The sequence below is a fragment of the Hymenobacter actinosclerus genome (assembly GCF_900111515.1).
GTDB lineage: Bacteria > Bacteroidota > Bacteroidia > Cytophagales > Hymenobacteraceae > Hymenobacter > Hymenobacter actinosclerus.
The window spans coordinates 642,996-659,388 of record NZ_FOHS01000002.1 but is presented as its reverse complement, the minus strand read 5'-3'; the positions used below and the strand labels follow the sequence as shown (position 1 = coordinate 659,388).

At 61.7% G+C, this 16,393-nt stretch carries 16 protein-coding genes and 1 pseudogene; 7 read left to right on the top strand and 10 right to left on the bottom strand.

The window, feature by feature from the left end; all coding sequences use genetic code 11:
- Window positions 1-85: 85 nt before the first annotated feature.
- From BMY67_RS09145 to BMY67_RS09125, 5 genes are all read right to left on the bottom strand, one after another.
- On the bottom strand, window positions 86-718 hold the full coding sequence (locus tag BMY67_RS09145) for an ABC transporter ATP-binding protein (RefSeq protein WP_092770680.1): 633 nt from the start codon (window positions 716-718) through the stop codon (window positions 86-88).
- A gap of 228 nt (window positions 719-946) precedes the next feature.
- Window positions 947-1,747, bottom strand: a complete 801-nt coding sequence (gene lpxA / locus BMY67_RS09140) for an acyl-ACP--UDP-N-acetylglucosamine O-acyltransferase (protein WP_092770678.1) — start codon at window positions 1,745-1,747, stop codon at window positions 947-949.
- Between the two features lie 97 nt (window positions 1,748-1,844).
- Window positions 1,845-3,236 carry a bifunctional UDP-3-O-[3-hydroxymyristoyl] N-acetylglucosamine deacetylase/3-hydroxyacyl-ACP dehydratase gene (locus tag BMY67_RS09135; RefSeq protein ID WP_092770676.1) on the bottom strand — a complete coding sequence of 464 codons (1,392 nt, stop codon included), beginning with the start codon at window positions 3,234-3,236 and terminating at the stop codon, window positions 1,845-1,847.
- A 111-nt stretch (window positions 3,237-3,347) separates the two neighbouring features.
- Window positions 3,348-4,388, bottom strand: a complete 1,041-nt coding sequence (lpxD, locus tag BMY67_RS09130; protein ID WP_092770674.1) for a UDP-3-O-(3-hydroxymyristoyl)glucosamine N-acyltransferase — start codon at window positions 4,386-4,388, stop codon at window positions 3,348-3,350.
- 190 nt (window positions 4,389-4,578) lie between these two features.
- Window positions 4,579-5,808, bottom strand: a complete 1,230-nt coding sequence (locus tag BMY67_RS09125) for an HD domain-containing protein (protein ID WP_092770672.1) — start codon at window positions 5,806-5,808, stop codon at window positions 4,579-4,581.
- A gap of 342 nt (window positions 5,809-6,150) precedes the next feature.
- On the opposite strand from BMY67_RS09125, the gene porX reads away from it, so the two are divergent.
- Entirely contained in the window at window positions 6,151-7,713 is a 1,563-nt protein-coding gene (gene porX, locus BMY67_RS09120; RefSeq protein WP_092770670.1) for a T9SS response regulator signal transducer PorX, read from the top strand.
- A 68-nt stretch (window positions 7,714-7,781) separates the two neighbouring features.
- Here the strand turns inward: porX and BMY67_RS09115 are convergent, their stop codons facing one another.
- Both BMY67_RS09115 and BMY67_RS09110 read right to left on the bottom strand, forming a co-directional pair.
- Window positions 7,782-8,108 carry a TonB-dependent receptor plug domain-containing protein gene (locus tag BMY67_RS09115; protein WP_092770668.1) on the bottom strand — a complete coding sequence of 109 codons (327 nt, stop codon included), beginning with the start codon at window positions 8,106-8,108 and terminating at the stop codon, window positions 7,782-7,784.
- A 130-nt stretch (window positions 8,109-8,238) separates the two neighbouring features.
- A complete protein-coding gene (locus tag BMY67_RS09110) occupies window positions 8,239-9,510 on the bottom strand; it encodes a pyridoxal phosphate-dependent aminotransferase (RefSeq protein ID WP_245744972.1) in 1,272 nt (423 codons plus the stop codon).
- Window positions 9,511-9,603: 93 nt separating this feature from the next.
- Here BMY67_RS09110 and tsaE point away from each other — a divergent pair, with 93 nt between their 5' ends.
- The 3 genes from tsaE (at window position 9,604) to BMY67_RS09095 (ending at window position 12,018) form a co-directional block, all read left to right on the top strand.
- A complete protein-coding gene (gene tsaE / locus BMY67_RS09105) occupies window positions 9,604-10,032 on the top strand; it encodes a tRNA (adenosine(37)-N6)-threonylcarbamoyltransferase complex ATPase subunit type 1 TsaE (RefSeq protein ID WP_092770667.1) in 429 nt (142 codons plus the stop codon).
- Window positions 10,033-10,133: 101 nt separating this feature from the next.
- Entirely contained in the window at window positions 10,134-11,369 is a 1,236-nt protein-coding gene (locus BMY67_RS09100; RefSeq protein ID WP_092770665.1) for an alanine dehydrogenase, read from the top strand.
- A gap of 106 nt (window positions 11,370-11,475) precedes the next feature.
- A complete protein-coding gene (locus tag BMY67_RS09095; protein WP_092770663.1) occupies window positions 11,476-12,018 on the top strand; it encodes a hypothetical protein in 543 nt (180 codons plus the stop codon).
- A gap of 51 nt (window positions 12,019-12,069) precedes the next feature.
- Here BMY67_RS09095 and BMY67_RS19610 read toward each other — a convergent pair.
- Window positions 12,070-12,351: pseudogene (locus BMY67_RS19610) on the bottom strand (WxcM-like domain-containing protein).
- A gap of 35 nt (window positions 12,352-12,386) precedes the next feature.
- Window positions 12,387-13,310: a flavin reductase family protein gene (locus BMY67_RS09080; protein WP_092770659.1), complete on the bottom strand. Its 924-nt coding sequence runs from the start codon at window positions 13,308-13,310 to the stop codon at window positions 12,387-12,389.
- A 108-nt stretch (window positions 13,311-13,418) separates the two neighbouring features.
- Here BMY67_RS09080 and BMY67_RS09075 point away from each other — a divergent pair, with 108 nt between their 5' ends.
- Both BMY67_RS09075 and BMY67_RS09070 read left to right on the top strand, forming a co-directional pair.
- Window positions 13,419-14,354, top strand: a complete 936-nt coding sequence (locus tag BMY67_RS09075; protein ID WP_092771649.1) for a M28 family peptidase — start codon at window positions 13,419-13,421, stop codon at window positions 14,352-14,354.
- A 63-nt stretch (window positions 14,355-14,417) separates the two neighbouring features.
- Window positions 14,418-15,209: a DUF2490 domain-containing protein gene (locus BMY67_RS09070; protein ID WP_092770657.1), complete on the top strand. Its 792-nt coding sequence runs from the start codon at window positions 14,418-14,420 to the stop codon at window positions 15,207-15,209.
- On the opposite strand, the gene BMY67_RS09065 is transcribed toward BMY67_RS09070, so the two are convergent.
- Entirely contained in the window at window positions 15,176-15,796 is a 621-nt protein-coding gene (locus BMY67_RS09065; protein ID WP_143069757.1) for a hypothetical protein, read from the bottom strand. The two genes, BMY67_RS09070 and BMY67_RS09065, sit on opposite strands and share 34 nt — an antisense overlap.
- Before the next feature lie 96 nt (window positions 15,797-15,892).
- Between BMY67_RS09065 and BMY67_RS09060 the strand changes: the two genes are divergently transcribed.
- On the top strand, window positions 15,893-16,315 hold the full coding sequence (locus BMY67_RS09060) for an IS1/IS1595 family N-terminal zinc-binding domain-containing protein (RefSeq protein ID WP_143069756.1): 423 nt from the start codon (window positions 15,893-15,895) through the stop codon (window positions 16,313-16,315).
- Window positions 16,316-16,393 lie beyond the last annotated feature (78 nt).

Genomic DNA, 16,393 nt, shown 5'->3' with positions numbered 1-16,393 from the left:
GGTGAAAGGAATTGGGCTGCAAAGATACGCGACGAAACCTTGCCGGGTTTGGTTCAGTTCCCGCAGTTGGGCCACTAAAAGCCGCTTAGCGGGCCGCCTGGGCCCCAAAGTCGGTAATCTGGAGCTGCTGCTCGCAGAAGTCGTACTCCTCGGGCACGTTGCTCGATACCAGCACCGTGCGGCCGGCGCGGGTGGCCGCCACGTGCTCGCGGTACCAGGCCACGCCGGTGCGGTCGAGGTTGGTGGTGGGCTCATCGAGCAGCAGCAGCGGAGCGTCGGCGTACAGGGCCAGCGCCAGCTTAAGACGCTGCTTCATGCCGCTCGAAAAGTCGCGCACCAGCTTGTGGCGCGACTTTTCCAGGTACATCAGGCTTACCAGCTCGTCGCTCGTCAGGCCCGGCCGCAGAGGCTTGAAGCGGGTATGAAACTTGATGAGTTCGGTCAGGGTCAGCTCCTCAATCAGCTCCAGGTAGGGCGCGGCGTAGGCCAGGCGCTGCGGCACGTCCTCCACGGCCACGGCCCGGTCGTTTTCCAGGTACGCCACCGTGCCCTGGGTGGGCAGCAACTGGCCGGCCAGGGTGTTGAGCAACGTGCTTTTGCCGGCCCCGTTCGGCCCCAGAATAGCCGTGGCCGAACCCGCCGCAAACGTGTGGCTCAGCCCCCGAAAAATCCACTCCCGCGCAAAACGCTTGCTTAGTCCGGTGGCCGTGATTTGCATTATTTAGGGCTTAGGGACTTAGGGTTTAGGGCTTAGAGGATGTGCAGTGAACCCCAACTGTCATCCTTCATCCAGCACCGCAGGGCCAGGGACCTCGTTAAATTAAGAATGGTCGTAACGACACCTTGTGCCTTCGTGCTAAGGTCTCTCGCGCTGCTCAAGATGACGGTAGGGTTCGTTGCACGTCATCCTCTAAGCCCTAAACCCTAAGTCCCGAAGCCCTGCCAGCTACTCGCCGCCGCCGTTGGAGTTGCGGCCGTAGCCCTTAATCACACCGCGGCCGGAGTTGCGGATGAAGTTGACTACTTCGTCGCGCTCGGGGGAGGGAGCCAGCTCCAGCTCAATCTGGTCGAGGGCGGCGGCGTTGTTGAGGCCGCTCATGAACAGCAGGCGGTAGAGCTGCTGAATCTCGGAAATCTTCTGATCCGAAAACCCCCGGCGGCGCAGCCCGATGCTGTTGATGCCGGCGTAGCTCAGCGGCTCGCGGCCCGCCTTTATGAACGGCGGCACGTCCTTGCGGATCAAGGAGCCGCCCGACACCATGGCGTGCTGGCCCACGCGCACAAACTGGTGGATGGCCGACGAGCCCCCGATGATGGCGTAGTCGCCGATTTCGACGTGCCCGGCCACCTGCACAGTGTTAGCCAGAATGCAGTTGTCGCCAATCACGCAGTCGTGGGCTACGTGCACGTAGGCCATCAGCAGGCAGTTGCTGCCAATCACGGTTTTCAGCCGATCCACGGTGCCGCGGTTCACCGTCACGCACTCCCGGATCACGGTGTTGTCGCCGATGTGCACGGTAGTTCTTTCGCCGGCAAATTTCAGGTCCTGGGGCTGAGCGGCAATTACGGCGCCCGGGAAAATGCGGCAGTTCCTGCCAATGCGGGCCCCGGCCATAATCGTGACGTTGGGGCCAATCCAGGTGCCTTCCCCGATTTCCACGTCCTTGTCAATGGTCGTAAACGGCTCCACTACCACGTTCTGGGCAATGATGGCCTCGGGGTGAATATAGGCGAGCGGCTGGGTCATTCTTTTTTGAAATTATGAATTATGAATTATGAATTATGAATTAGCAGAACAGTCCAAGGCGGAAAATTCATAATTCATAATTCAACATTCATAATTATTACTGTTTTTTCACAATGCTGGCCGACATTTCGGCTTCCATCACCACTTTGCCGGCAACGTAGGCCTTGCCGCTCATCTTGGCGATGCCCCGCTTGATGGGGGCGGTCAGCTCGCACTTGAAGATGATAGTGTCGCCGGGCTTTACCATGCGGCGGAAGCGGCAGTTTTCGATGCCCAGGAAGTAGGTCCAGTAGTTTTCGGGGTCGGGCACGGTGTTGAGCACCAGAATGCCGCCGGTCTGGGCCATGGCCTCAATCTGGAGCACGCCGGGCATGACGGGGTTGCCCGGGAAGTGGCCGGCAAAAAACTGCTCGTTGAAGGTCACATTTTTGACGCCCGTAACGGTGGTGGCGTCGAGGTGAATGATCTTGTCGATCAGCAGAAAGGGGTAGCGGTGGGGCAGGGTGGCGGCAATCTGGTTGATGTCCATCACCGGCTCGCGGCTCGGGTCGTAGGTCGGGATGGGGCTGGTGTGGGCCTCCATCATCTTCTTCTTGATGCGCTTGGCGAAGGCCACGTTGGCCGCGTGTCCGGGCCGGGCGGCCAGAATCTGGCCCTTCAGCGGCCGACCCACCAGGGCCAGGTCGCCGACTAAATCGAGCAGCTTGTGGCGGGCCGGCTCGTTTTTGTAGCGCAAATCCACATTGTTGAGGATGCCCTCCTTCTTGACGGCCACCTTAGGCTTGCCCAGCATGGTGGCCAAATCATTCAGTTCGTCGTCGCTCACCACGCGGTCGACCACCACAATGGCGTTGCTCAAATCGCCGCCCTTGATGAGGTTGGACTTGTAGAGTGCCTCCAGCTCGTGCAGAAAGCAAAAGGTGCGCGAGGAGCCGATTTCGGCGGCAAACTGGCTGATGTCGGTGAGGGAGGCGTGCTGGGAGCCCAGCACCGGCGAGTTGTAATCCACCATTACCGTGAGGCGGTAGTCGTTGAGCGGCAGGGCGGCAATTTCCACCGAGCGGGCGTTGTCCACGTAGCGGATTTCGGCCGGAATCTCGTAGTAGTTGCGCAGCGCGTTCTGCTCTTCGAGGCCCGCGGCCTGCAGGGGCCGGATGAACTCGAAGCTGGAGCCGTCCATGATGGGCGGTTCGGGGCCGTCGAGCTGGATGAGCACGTTGTCGATCTGCAGGCCTACCAGGGCGGCCAGCGTGTGCTCCACGGTGTTTACACGGGCGCCGTTCTGCTCAATGGTCGTGCCCCGGCTCAAGTCCACCACGTTGTCCACGTCGGCGTCCACGATGGGCTGGCCGGGCAAATCGATGCGCTGAAACTTATAGCCGTGGTTGATGGGAGCCGGACAAAACGTCATCGTGGCCACTACCCCCGTATGCAGCCCAATGCCGCTAACCGTAACCGGGGCCTTAATCGTGTGTTGCTTGTCGTTCATTTAGTTTAGCTGCAAGCTTCAAGCCGCAAGCTGCAAGCGAAAAAGAGGATGGAAATAAGCCCAAGGCTTGCAGCTTGTAGCTTGCGGCTTGAAGCTTTTCTAAAGACAAAGCTAGGGCTTTTCCGGCGGCTGGGCCTGCTGTTCGAGTAGGCGCAGGCGGCGCTCCAGCTCGGGCAGGTGGCGGAAAATGGCGTTGGCCCGCAGGCTGTCGCGCAGCCCGAAAGCGGGTGAGCCCTGGAGCAGCACGCCTTCCTGCTTGATGGACTTGCCCACGCCCGACTGGGCCGTAACGGTGGTGCGGTTGGCCAGCGTGAGGTGGCCGGCCATGCCCACCTGCCCCGCCAGCACGCAGAAATCCCCGATTTTGGTGGAGCCCGACACGCCCGTTTGCGAGGCAATTACTGTGTGGCGGCCGACTTCCACGTTGTGGGCCAGCTGCACGAGGTTGTCGATTTTCGCCCCTTCGCGGATGATGGTGGAACCCAGCGTGGCGCAGTCGATGGTGGCGTTGGCCCCGATGCTCACGTTGTCTTCGAGCACCACGTTGCCGATTTGGGGGATGGTGCGGTAGGAGCCATCGGGCTGGGGCGCGAAGCCAAAACCGTCGGAGCCGATAACGGCCCCGGCATGCACCGTGCAGCGCTGGCCGATTACGGTTTCGGCGTAGATTTTGGCCCCGGCGTACACAATGGTACCGTCGCCGATTTTCACCCGGTCGCCGATGAACACGTGCGGGAAAATCACCACATCGGCCCCAATCTCGCAGTTCTCGCCGATGTAGGAGAAAGCCCCGCGGTAGTGGTTGCCCCCGATGCTCGCGCTGGCCGCCATGTAAGCCGGCTCCTCGACGCCGCGCTTGCCGGTGCGGCTGGCCTGCTGGTAGAATTCGAGCAGGGCCGTGAAGCTGGTATAGGGGTCGTCGACGCGGATGAGAGCGGCCGAAACGGGCTTTTTCAGCTCCAGCGTGCGGCTCACAATGACAACTGTGGCCTGGGTGGTATAGAGGAAGTGCTCGTACTTCAGGTTCGACAGAAACGAAAGCGAGCCGGCCCGAGCCTCCTCAATCTTGGCCAGCCGGTTAACGGGCTGGGTCGCATCGCCCTCTACGGAGCCCTGCAGCACTTCGGCAATCTGACCTACGGTGAATTCCATGAGGGCAAAAGTAGGCAGCAGTTGGCAGTTGTCAGTTGCCAGGATAACCGCACGTCATTCTGAGCGGAGCGAAGAATCTCGCGTGCAATGGTAATTTCTTACGTCAGGATTACTGTGGCACGCGAGATTCTTCGCTCCGCTCAGAATGACGTGCGGTTATCCTGGCAACTTACCGCTGGCAACTGGCAACTCACAATATCTCCTTGGGGTAGCAGATGTAGTGCTTTTCTACGCGCTGGCCCAGGGCCTTGATGTTGGGCAGGTCGGAGGCTTCGGCGACGTTGACGACTTTGCCGCGCTTGGTGAGCACGTCGATGGAGTCGTGGCCGTCGGCGTCGTAGGCGTTGTTGCTGATGCGGCCGGCAATCATCAACTGGGCGGCTTCGGCGGGCGGCAGCTCGAAACGGGCGGCAATCAGCTCGACGATGCCGAGCTGGAACTCCTCATCGAAGGGCTCGGTCTGGAGCGTGATTTTAAACAGGCGCCGGTCGAGCAGACTTTGGGCCAGGTAGCGCAGCACCGTGTCGGGGTGGTCGGCCCAGAGCTTCACGGCGCCCCACACGTCAGTATCGTCGAGGCGGGCGAAGCGGCGCAGGATGGTGTCGTCGGCCTCAAACTGCTGCTGCGTGACGTTGCGCGAGAGGAAGAAGTGCAGGTTAGGCGAGGCCGGCACGTCGGTGCCCGAGCGCACCAGGTCGCGGGCCCGCTGCATGATGCGGATAACCATCTGCTCGGCGCTGGTCACGGTTTTGTGCAGGTACACCTGCCAGTACATCAGCCGCCGGCTCACCAGAAAGTTCTCGATGCTGTACACCGCCTTTTCCTCCAGCACCAGCCGCTCGTCCACCACGGTCAGCATTTTAATGAGGCGGTCGGCGCCCGGGCGGCCTTCCTGCACGCCGGTATAAAACGAGTCGCGGTTGAGGTAGTCGAGCCGGTCCATATCGAGCTGGCTGCTGACGAGCTGGTGGAAGAACGGCCGCGCGTAGGTGCCCTGGAAGATGGCAATGGCCAGATCCAGCGCCCCCTCGAACTCGGCGTTGAGCTTGCGCATCAGGTGCAGGCTCACGGCCTCGTGGTGCACATCGTGGAAAATGCTTTTTTCCAGGGCGTGGGAGAGGGGGCCGTGGCCGATGTCGTGCAGCAGAATGGCCGCCATGGCCGCCTCGCCTTCGGCCGCCGAAATCTTCACGCCCTTGTCCTTGAGCGTGCGCAGCGCCAGCGACATGAGGTGCATGGCGCCCAGCGCGTGGTGAAAGCGCGTGTGCAGTGCCCCCGGGTACACGAACATCGTCAGGCCCAGCTGCTGAATCCGGCGTAGGCGCTGGAAGTAGGTGTGCTCAATCAGGTCGAAGAGCAGCTCCGTCGGGATGGTGACGAAGCCGTACACCGGGTCGTTGAAAATCTTCTTTTTGTTCATCTGAAACGTTGGTAGGCAGCGGGTTTCCGGCGCCGGAACTAGTCCCGAAAAGTCACTCGCAAAACCGCGGTGCGGGCTCGGTTATAGTAGCTGGGAAAAACCAAGCCGCTAATTTTTGGTTTTCTTTACGGCGGAGCTGGCACGAAATAGCGCCGGCACCCGAAAAAAATAACAACCTAAAGGCCAGGATTGAGAGTAAAGCTACTTACGAAACCGCAGCCGCAACCCCCGCCGGCTGCCCGACATCTTTAAACGACCCGGCCGGCGCAACGCCCTTGCCGGGCCGTTTCTTTCGCGCCGGGCCGCTGCCCGGGCTTTCTTTTGTACCTCTCACCCTACCATATGCAATACTCCATTCTCTGGGCCGACGACGAAATCGACCTGCTCAAGCCGCACATCCTCTTCCTGAAAGAGAAGGGTTACGACGTAACCGCCGTAAACTCCGGAACCGACGCGGTGGAGGAAATCCAGGAGAAAACCTACGATATCGTCTTCCTCGACGAGAACATGCCCGGCCTGACGGGCCTCGAAACGCTCACCGAAATCAAGGCCCTGCGCCCCACCGTGCCGGTGGTGATGATTACCAAGAGCGAGGAGGAGCACATCATGGAGGAGGCTATCGGCGCCAAAATTGCCGACTACCTCATCAAACCCGTCAACCCGAACCAGATTCTGCTGTCGGTGAAGCGCGTGCTCGACAACAAGCGGCTGGTCAGCGAGAAAACCAACTCGGGCTACCAGCGCGACTTCCGCCAGCTGGGCATGCAGCTCGGCGACCAGCTCAGCCCCGCCGAGTGGGCCGACGTGTACAAGAAGCTGGTGTACTGGGAGCTGGAAATCAACGAAACCGAGGGCAAGAGCATGGCCGAGGTGTTCAACATGCAGAAGGACGAGGCCAACACCTACTTCGGGCGCTTCATCCAGGAAAACTACGAGGACTGGCTGCACGGCGACGCCGACGCGCCCCTCATGTCGCACCAGCTGTTCAAGGAGCGCGTGTTCCCGCTGCTCAAGGAAACCGGCGACACGCCCGTGTACTTTATGCTCATCGACAACCTGCGCTACGACCAGTGGAAGGTGCTGGAGCCGATTATTGCGGAGATGTTCACCGTTGATCAGGAGGAAACCTACTATAGCATCCTGCCCACCACCACGGCTTACGCCCGCAATGCCATTTTCTCGGGCATGATGCCGAGCGAAATTCAGAAGAAATACCCCAACCTGTGGGTGTGGGACGACGACGACGAGGGCAAGAACCTGCACGAGGCCGAGTTCCTGGAAATCATGTTCCAGAAGGCCAATCAGAAGCACAAGTTCAGCTACAACAAGGTAACCAACCTGCAGGCCGGCAAGGATTTGCTGGGCAAAATGGCCAACCTGCACAACAACTATAAGCTCAACGTCATCGTCTACAACTTCGTGGACATGCTCAGCCACGCCCGCACCGACATGGCCATGATCCGGGAGCTGGCGGCCGACGAATCGGCGTACCGGAGCCTGACCAAATCGTGGTTCCTGCACTCGCCGCTGTATGAGATGTTCCAGCAGATTGCCGAGCGCAAGGGCAAGGTCATCATCACCACCGACCACGGCACGATTCGCGTGAAGCGTCCCTACAAAATTGTGGGCGACCGGAACACCAACACCAACCTGCGCTACAAGCACGGCAAAAACCTGGGCTTCGACGACACCAAGGACGTGTACACCGTGCGCAAGCCCGACAACATTTTCCTGCCCCGCGAAAACGTGAGCACCGCTTACGTGTTCACGGTCGGCGACTTCTTCTTCGCCTACCCCAACAACTACAACTACTACGTGAACTACTACAAGGACACGTTCCAGCACGGCGGCATCTCCCTGGAGGAGTGCATCATCCCGTACGTCACGCTGAGCCCGAAAGGGTAGGGGTTAAGTCATCAGAAACAGAACAGGGCCGCCAGTTATGGCGGCCCTGTTCTGTTTCTGATAGTAGTCTACTTTGTTGCAGCTGCTGGTTTCAATGTGATTAATATGGCCCCGTCCTTAGCCTTCTCGCCGTAGCGGGCAATGGCAGTGGTTCCTTTCAGCACGTCAACCTTCTCGATCTGATCGGGGCTGATAGCCGACAACTGAAACGCGTCGATAATCTTGCCGTCGACAACGTAAAGCGGCGCTGGCTTGGCTTTTACACCGGTTGTATTTCCGGCACTACCGGCCGGCTTGTTAAGTCCGATACGTGGGGCAGCATCAGTCGGCGTGGTGGTCTGAGCACTGGCAGCAAAGCCCAGCAGCAACAGCGGAAGCATTAAGAATCGGGCCATAGGTCGAAGGCGTAAGATGGTGAGACGCGAAAAACTCTGCGCGCAAGTGCGTTAATAACTGGAAGATGAGCGGTTTGGTGCGTTAACGTGCGGCGGCCCCAGAAGTAGCCGCCGCACGTTAACGTGTAGCCTACCGCAACGCTTCCAAAGCCGCCCGCAGCCGGGGCAGAGCCGCCGCAATAGAGTCGGCCGAGGCACCGCCTACCGACATGCGGAACCACGGCGCGGTACCCTCTGTGCCAAAGGCGCTGAACGGCACCAGCGCCAGCTTCGCCTCGCTGATGAGGTAGGACGTGATTTGCTGGGTGGTGTCGAGGCGCTGGCCGGCGGGCGTGGTGCGTCCCAGCACGTCGAGCTTGGCGGTGAGGTAGATGGCCCCCTGCGGCACCAGCGAATCGACGGGCAGCCCGTCCGCCTTCATGGTTTGCAGGCCCTCGTGCAGCAGGTTAAGGCTAAGTTGGATCTTCTGCTTGAAGCCGGTCAGGTACGCATCTACGGCTTCCGTTTGGGGCAGGTACTGGCCCACAGCCACCTGCTCGGCCTTGGGGGCCCAGGCGCCCACGTGGCCCAGAATGGCCTTCATCTTGTTGATGACCTCGCCCGGGCCGAACGCATAGCCCACCCGCACGCCGGTGGCGGCCAGGCACTTCGAGATGCCGTCGATGTAGATGGTGTAGTCGCGCAGGGCGGGGCGCAGGCTCACCGGGTCGTAGTGCTCGGTGGCGCCGAAAGTCAGCAGCCAGTAAATCTGGTCGTAGAGCAGGTAGAGCGGCTTTTCATCGGGGCCACGGCGCTGGTTTTCGGCCAGCACCAAGTCGCAGATGGCTTCCAGATCGGCGCGGCTGAAGACGGTGCCGGTCGGGTTGAGCGGGGAGCACAGGGCCAGCAGGGTGGCGCCGGCCAGGTGCGGGGCCAGGTCGGCGGCGGTGGGCATGAAGTTGTTTTCGGCCCGGGTGGGCACCATCACAGCCTCGGCGCCCGAAAGGTGGCAGTAGTGGTTGTTGTTCCAGCTCGGCACCGGAAACACCACCCGGTCGCCGGCATCTACGAGGGCCAGGTAGGTGGCGTAGATGAGCGGCCGCGAGCCGCCGGCCACCAGAAAATCGGCGGCCGGGTACTCCAGGCCGAGTCGGCTGGCGGTGAAGGCGGCGGCAGCTTCGCGCAGGCCGGCCATGCCGTTGGCGGGCGGATAGTTGGTCTGCCCGGCCTGGTAGGCGGCAATAATTCCGTTCTTCAGTTCGGCCGGAATCGGGTACTCGGTCGGGTCGAAGTCGCCGATAGTGAGGTTGCAGATTTGCTCACCCCGGCGGATCATGTCGTTGACCTCGTTGCCGATTTTGATGATTTCGGAGCCAATCAGGCCCGCGGCCATTTGCGAAACGTGGAGGGTTGTGGTGCTCATAGGGGTGGTTGGTTAAGGTCGGAGGGAAGGCGGGCTAAAAGTACGCAACCGCCGCGGTTTGAGCCGCCGCCCGGCCGGTGTACCTTTGCCGCCATGCGCACGATTTCCATTCCCAGCCTGGCCGATCTGCCCGCCGCCGCTGCCCAGGTGCGGGCCGCCCTCGAAGGCCACACCATCATCTGCTTCAAAGGCGAGATGGGGGCCGGCAAAACTACCTTCATCAAGGCCTTGTGCCGCGAGCTGGGCGTGGCCGAAGAGGTTAGCAGCCCCACTTTTGCCCTCATCAACGAGTATCGCACGGCCGCCGACGTGCCCGTCTACCACTTCGATTTCTACCGCCTCGATGAGCCCGCCGAAGCCGAGCGAATCGGCGCTTCCGAGTACTTCGATTCTGGTTATCTTTGCCTGATTGAGTGGCCTGCCCGCGTGGCGCCCCTGCTGCCCGACCACCGCCTTACCCTCACGCTCACCGTCACCGGACCCGCTTCGCGGGAACTAGCAATTGATAATTATGAATTTTAAATTATGAATTAGGAATTGTTTTTCCGCCTGCCATCGCAAAGCAGAAGTTGGTAAAAAGCACTAATTCAAAATCCATAATTCATAATTCATAATTCAGCAATATGCCCCAAGCAGTACCCTCCGGCTTCGAGTCGCTGGCCGCCAGCCGCGCCTACTTCACCCAGGAATCGATGCTGGCGGTGGAAACGCGCAAGCGCAAGCTGTTTATCGGGCTGCCCCGGGAAACGTCGTTGCAGGAAAACCGCATCTGCCTCACGCCCGAGGCCGTGAAGCACCTGGTGGAGGGCGGCCACGAAATCCTGCTCGAAAGCGGGGCCGGCGAGCCCAGCCGCTACTCCGACCACGACTACTCCGAAGCCGGGGCTACCATCGCCTACTCGCAGAAGGAGGTGTTCGAAGCCGACATCATCCTGAAAGTGGCCCCCGCCACCTACGAGGAAATGGAGTACCTGCGGGCCGGCCAGACCCTGATTTCGGCCCTGCAGTTCGGCACGCTCACGGCCGACTACATCACGGCCCTGCTGCGCAAGAAAATCAACGCCATCAGTTTCGAGCTCATCAAGGACCCGAGCGGGGCGCGGCCGGTGGTGCGGGCCATGTCGGAAATTGCGGGCTCCACGGTGATGCTGGTAGCCGCCGAGTACCTGGCGGCCCGCGGCGGTGATGAGGGCAAGGGCATTATTCTGGGTGGCATTACGGGGGTGCCGCCCTCGCAGGTGGTTATTCTGGGGGCCGGCACGGTGGCCGAGTATTCGGCCCGGGCCGCTATTGGGTTGGGGGCCGAGGTGAAGGTGTTTGACAACCACCTCTACAAGCTGCGCCGCCTCAAGCAGAACCTGGGCCAACCCCAGCTCTATACCAGCACCCTCGACACGTTCGCCCTCAACCAGCAAATCCGCCGCGCCGACGTGGTAATTGGCGCCCTCAACCCCGAGGAAGGCCGAATTCCATTTATGGTGTCGGAGGAGGCCGTGTCGCAGATGTCGCCCGGCTCGGTGATTATCGACGTCAGCATCGACCAGGGCGGCTGCTTCGAAACCAGCGAGGTAACCAGCCACGCCAAGCCGGTGTTCCGCAAGTACGACGTTATTCATTACTGCGTGCCTAACATTGCCTCGCGGGTGCCGCGCACGGCGACCAACGCATTGAGCAATATTTTCACGCCCATTCTGCAGGAAATCAGCCAGCACGGCGGCGTGAACGAAGTGCTGTTTACCAACGAGCATTTCCGCTCCGGCGTGTACGCCTACAAAGGCTCGCTCACCAACGCCAGCATCGCCCGCCGCTTCAATATGCGCTACAAAGAGCTGGCCCTGATGATTGCCGTGCGTAACTAGGATCACGGATTAGCACGGATTTTAACGGATTGCACGGATTTTGTAGGCGGTTGCAACGCTTGAAGACGAGGCCGGCTCTTTGGTCAAACTACCCGCTGATTCTGCTATGCATAAGCTGACCTTACTTACTGCCGGGCTGCTGCTTGCTGCCGCTGCTGCGGCCCCGCAGGCCTGGGGCCAGGCGCGGCCGCTGGGCGCCGATATGGCCGCGGCGCCGACAGCCCTGCCCAGCCTCAGCACCCTGCGCTACGACCGCACCGACACCTTGCGGGCCCTGCAGCACCTGTTTATGCAGCGCTCCAAGGCCATGCGGGGTTGGCTGGAAGGCGGCACAGCTATTATGGCCACCGGCGCGGTGAAAAAAACGATGGTGGCTACCAGCAGCAAAAAGGAGCGGCGTGACAACGAGTCGTACTACGAGAGCCTGGATGAAGATGCCAGCCGTGACCTGCTGATTGGGGGCCTGATGGTGGGCTACGGTGCCTACCGCTACACCCGCTTCGGGCCGCGGCAGTACCAGCGGGTAGTGGCTGCCTACCAGGAGGGCCAGCCGCTGCCCCCCTATCTTAACCGCAAGCTGAAAACCAAGTACTTCCGGCTATTGCCAATCGGAAGCCGCAAGGAGCGGGCCGCGGCCGTGGGCCAGTAGCCGGTGGCATTGCCCGGCGCGGAACTGATTTTATCGATTTGTTGACACGGTTTACCCGCTAACCAGCCGGGTAAAGTCGTCGTAGTCGCGGATGTAATCGGCCTCGTCGTATTCCTGCGAGGCCAGGCACTAGAGCACGGCCCCGGGGCCGAAGCGGCTTTCGCGCCAGCACAACGGCGGCACGTAGAGGCCCTGGGTAGGCTGCTCCGGGTAATAGGTGTGGCGTTGGTGGCCGGGCGTTTCTACCAGCAACTCAATGCGGCCGTTTACGGCCACAATCAGCTGTTCCAGCTCGTGGTAAACGTGGTTGCACGCTGCTTTAGTCGTGGGCAATGCATGAAGAAACAAGCTAAAGCAGTTGGCTCAAGCTACTCACTCACCACCGATTCGGCCAATAGCAGGGTTTTCCAGGCGTCGAGCAACCGGCCTTCTTCCAGCAGCTTCTGGCCCAGCAGCACCAGCTCGTGGCGCTGGCGGGGGGCGTTGGCAGCGTGCTGGTTGAGGGTGTAGCTCACCAAAGGCTCGTGGCGGAAAGCGGCTACCTGCTCATCGGTTGGCATGGACTGGACCTCGATGTTGGCCAGCCGGCCCAGGTTGTTGCCGGTGAGCACGCTAGAGGTGCGCATGAACTCGGGGAGCTGGTCGATACCGATGCCCAGGTTGCGGTTGGGCTTGGGCACTTCGAACAGGCTGCTGCCCGAGGCCCGGCAGTACCAGTCGCCGCCGAGGCGGGCAATGGCGTCGAGTTTGAACGGATCGATGCCGGCGCCGGTGGGCAGCACGATATCCTCGCGGAAGTGAGCCAGCACCACCCGGCAGACGATCAGGTTGCCGGCCCCGTTGTTCTGGCCCAGTTCAATCACCTGCTCTACTACGCACTCGAAGGCCGCCGGGGCCTCGGCCACCCGCGGCGGGCGCACTTTCTGGCTGGGCAGCTCCGTAAAGCCGGCCTTTTCGAACTCGTTCACGCCCTTGGCATACTCGGTGCTGGCCAGCGACATCTGCTCGACCATGGCGTAGTCGCAGATGTGGATGACGACTTCGGCCACCTCGCGCACGTTTTGCAGCGTGTGTTTCTGGGAGTTGTCGCGCACCCGGTTGGCGGGCGAAAATACCAGAATGGGCGGGTTGGAGCCGAAGCAGTTAAAGAAGCTGTAGGGGCTCAGGTTCACGCTGCCATCGGCCGCAATGGTGCTGGCGAAGGCCACGGGCCGCGGGGCAATGGCACCTACCATAAACGGGTGGAGCTGGGCAGGCGTAAGCTGGGCGGGGTCGATGGTGTGGAAAGACATGGGGCGAAGGTCGGGGATATCGGCGTAATTTCCCGCCGCCGGCCCGCTTTGCCTCTTGGGTCGCGGCTTCCCTGCTGTGGGTTGCCACCCGAATTCCACAACCCCGCCATGCTGTTTCGCCTGCTCCTGCCGCTGCTGCTGCTTGCCGCCCCCGTTCTGGCTCAGACCCCGGCCCAACCCACGGCGGCCGATACGGCCCGCCTGCGTCGCCACCTGGTGGCCCTTACCACCACGCCCGAGCCGCGCAACTACCAGCACCTGGCCAGCCTCAACCAGGCCGCGGATTACATCAAAGATGAGCTGGCCGCCGCCGGGGGCCGGCCCACCGAACAGCCCTACGAGGTGCAGGGCCAGACTTACCGCAACGTGCTGGCCCACTTCGGCCCCGAAACCGGCCCACGCCTTATTATCGGGGCGCACTACGATGTATGCGGCGAGCAGCCGGGGGCCGACGACAACGGCACCGGCGTGGCGGCGCTGCTGGAGCTGGCCCGGCTGCTGGGCGGGCAACCCGCGCTGCCCTACCGCATCGATTTGGTGGCCTATACGCTGGAAGAACCGCCGTTTTTCCGGACCCCGCAGATGGGCAGCTACGTGCACGCCGCAGCCCTGCACGCGGCCGGCGTGCCGGTGCGCGGCATGGTGGCCCTGGAAATGCTGGGCTACTACGACGACCGTAAAGGCAGCCAGAAGTACCCCGTCGGCCCGTTGAAATGGGTGTATGGCAGCCGGGGTAATTATGTAGCCGTGGCGCAGAAATTTGGCAATGGCCGCTTCGGCCGGCAGTTCGCGCGGCGCTACAAAACGGCTGCCGGGCTGCCCGTCAAGCGCTTCAAGGCCCCCGCCTGGCTGCCGGGCATCGACTTCTCCGACCACCTCAACTACTGGCACTTCGGCTACCCGGCCGTGCTGCTTACCGATACGGCCTTCTACCGCAATAAAAGCTACCACCAACCCACCGACACGCTGGCCCGGCTGGATATGCGCCGCCTCGGGCTGGCCGTGGATGCCCTGCTGGCCGTGGTGCGGCAACCGGACTCCTGAACTTCGCGCCTGCCCAGCCGTAGGCAAAGCCGGTACTGCCTGCGCCGAGTGGGCTGTTTTGCTATGAGAAAATACTGCGTCCTGGTTCTGCTGTTAGTGCTGCTGAGCGGGCTGCCTCAACACGCCCGGGCCCAGGCCCCGGCGCGCCTGCCCGACTCTAACACGCTGGGCTGGGCCACCTATTCGGGCGACTTGCAACTGGCCGACCACTGGAGCCTGCACACCGAGTACCAGCTGCGGCGGGTGAAGCTGCTGGGCCGGCAGCAGCAGCACCTGGCCCGCGCCGGGCTGATGCGGCAGTTGGGCGAGCGGCTGGAAGTGTCGGCGGGCTACACCTTTCTGCGCACCAGCTCCTACGGCCGCTACCCCAGCGTAAACGGCCGCCCCCAGCCGGAGCACCGCACCTACCAGGATGTAACCCTGACCGACGAGCTGGTCCGCCTGCACCTGGAGCACCGCCTGCGGCTGGAGCAGCGCTGGATTGGCCAGCGGGCCGGCGAAGGGCAGGGCCCGGTAACCGACTGGCAGTACCAGAACCGCGTCCGTTACCAGCTGCTGGCCCGGCTGCCGTTGCAGGGCCCCACCCTCGACAACCGCGAGTGGTACCTCAACGGCTTCGGCGAAGTGTTTGTCGGCTTCGGCCGCAACGTGGGCCAGAATGTGTTCAACCAGAGCCGGCTTTCGGCGGGGCTGGGCTACCAGTTCGGGCCCAACCTGCAGCTGGAGCTCAACTACCTCAACCAAATCAGCCAGCACGGCAGCCCCGAGCCGGTTACGGGCCGCCCGGTGTTCGAGTACAACCGCGGCCTGCGCCTCAATGCTCAGCTGGATGTGGATTTGCGCCGCTCGCGCTGAAGTTCGCCGATCGGCCGGCCGACCCACACCCAGCCGCGCGGCACTATCAGAAAGTCGCGGCCGTCTTCCAGCGTATGCAGCCTGTGTTCGCGGCGCAGGAGCCGGGCGGGCCATCCGTGCGGGAAATCCTCGGCAGCGAGCCACGCGTGCTTGCGGTGGGTGGTCCAGGCAAGGCAGTCGGCGCCGGGTAGCGACTGGTACTCGGGCGGTAGCGGCGGCCCGGTGGGTACTGCTTCGCCGAAGGTGTTTTCGTACCAGCTGATGCGGTACTGGATGGCAGCTACTACCTGCGCGTCCTCCTGGAAATCGACACTGGTAAGCCAGATGGCGAGATAAACCGGCTCGGCCAGCTGGCAAGCAGACTTCTGCCACTGAAAAAAAGTCTGCAGCAACCACGCTGCTCCCAGTTGCCGGAGCGGACGGGGAAGCGGAGCGCTAACCCAGCACCAGTAGCGCAGGGGGCCATGACCAGCCTTCTCATAATCATACTGAAACTGCTGGAGCCGGGCCACTGACAGGGGCGGTGCTACTGCCGCTGCCCGCGCCGCCTGCCGGTATTTTCGGTTGAATCCGCGCACCTGCTTCATTGGGCAAACTTAAGCCAACAAAAGAAATAGTTGCTCAAGTGCTATATCTTTACTAAATAGCTATAGCCTTAAAGTAGGCTCTACTTATCCGTCTGTATGTCTCAGCTCCGCTGCCCCAAGTGCGAATCGATGGAAGCCACCAAAAGTGGCATTGTGGGTGGCCGGCAGCGGTATAAATGCCGGAATTGCGGCTACCACTACTCGGTGGCCAAGGCCGGCAAGGAAACCAACCCGTATTACGTCATCAAGGCCCTGCAACTGTATGTAGAGGGCGTGAGCTACCGCGAAATTGAGCGGCTGCTGGGCGTGAGCCACGTGAGCGTGATGAACTGGGTGAAGAAGTACGGCGTGAAGGCCCCGCGGCAGACCGACTACCACCCGACCTATAAAATCCTCAATCAGAAAGAGCTGGCCGAGTTTTTCCAGCACCCCGACAACATCAAGGGCTCGGGTATGATGATAACCGAGCTGGGCGATAAGTACATGCTCATCAAGTGGGAACGGTTCCGGCAGGCCTGAAGCTATAGGGCATTAGCGGAAGTATAGCCAACGTGCGGGTTTGCGGGTGGGGATTTTGCTACTTGGGGGTACCGGAGC

Coding starts and splice junctions, on each gene's coding strand:
- BMY67_RS09145 (WP_092770680.1), bottom strand. CDS start 718: ATGCAAATCACGGCCACCGGACTAAGCAAGCGTTTTGCGCGGGAGTGG.
- lpxA (WP_092770678.1), bottom strand. CDS start 1,747: ATGACCCAGCCGCTCGCCTATATTCACCCCGAGGCCATCATTGCCCAG.
- BMY67_RS09135 (WP_092770676.1), bottom strand. CDS start 3,236: ATGAACGACAAGCAACACACGATTAAGGCCCCGGTTACGGTTAGCGGC.
- lpxD (WP_092770674.1), bottom strand. CDS start 4,388: ATGGAATTCACCGTAGGTCAGATTGCCGAAGTGCTGCAGGGCTCCGTA.
- BMY67_RS09125 (WP_092770672.1), bottom strand. CDS start 5,808: ATGAACAAAAAGAAGATTTTCAACGACCCGGTGTACGGCTTCGTCACC.
- porX (WP_092770670.1), top strand. CDS start 6,151: ATGCAATACTCCATTCTCTGGGCCGACGACGAAATCGACCTGCTCAAG.
- BMY67_RS09115 (WP_092770668.1), bottom strand. CDS start 8,108: ATGGCCCGATTCTTAATGCTTCCGCTGTTGCTGCTGGGCTTTGCTGCC.
- BMY67_RS09110 (WP_245744972.1), bottom strand. CDS start 9,510: ATGAGCACCACAACCCTCCACGTTTCGCAAATGGCCGCGGGCCTGATT.
- tsaE (WP_092770667.1), top strand. CDS start 9,604: ATGCGCACGATTTCCATTCCCAGCCTGGCCGATCTGCCCGCCGCCGCT.
- BMY67_RS09100 (WP_092770665.1), top strand. CDS start 10,134: ATGCCCCAAGCAGTACCCTCCGGCTTCGAGTCGCTGGCCGCCAGCCGC.
- BMY67_RS09095 (WP_092770663.1), top strand. CDS start 11,476: ATGCATAAGCTGACCTTACTTACTGCCGGGCTGCTGCTTGCTGCCGCT.
- BMY67_RS09080 (WP_092770659.1), bottom strand. CDS start 13,310: ATGTCTTTCCACACCATCGACCCCGCCCAGCTTACGCCTGCCCAGCTC.
- BMY67_RS09075 (WP_092771649.1), top strand. CDS start 13,419: ATGCTGTTTCGCCTGCTCCTGCCGCTGCTGCTGCTTGCCGCCCCCGTT.
- BMY67_RS09070 (WP_092770657.1), top strand. CDS start 14,418: ATGAGAAAATACTGCGTCCTGGTTCTGCTGTTAGTGCTGCTGAGCGGG.
- BMY67_RS09065 (WP_143069757.1), bottom strand. CDS start 15,796: ATGAAGCAGGTGCGCGGATTCAACCGAAAATACCGGCAGGCGGCGCGG.
- BMY67_RS09060 (WP_143069756.1), top strand. CDS start 15,893: ATGTCTCAGCTCCGCTGCCCCAAGTGCGAATCGATGGAAGCCACCAAA.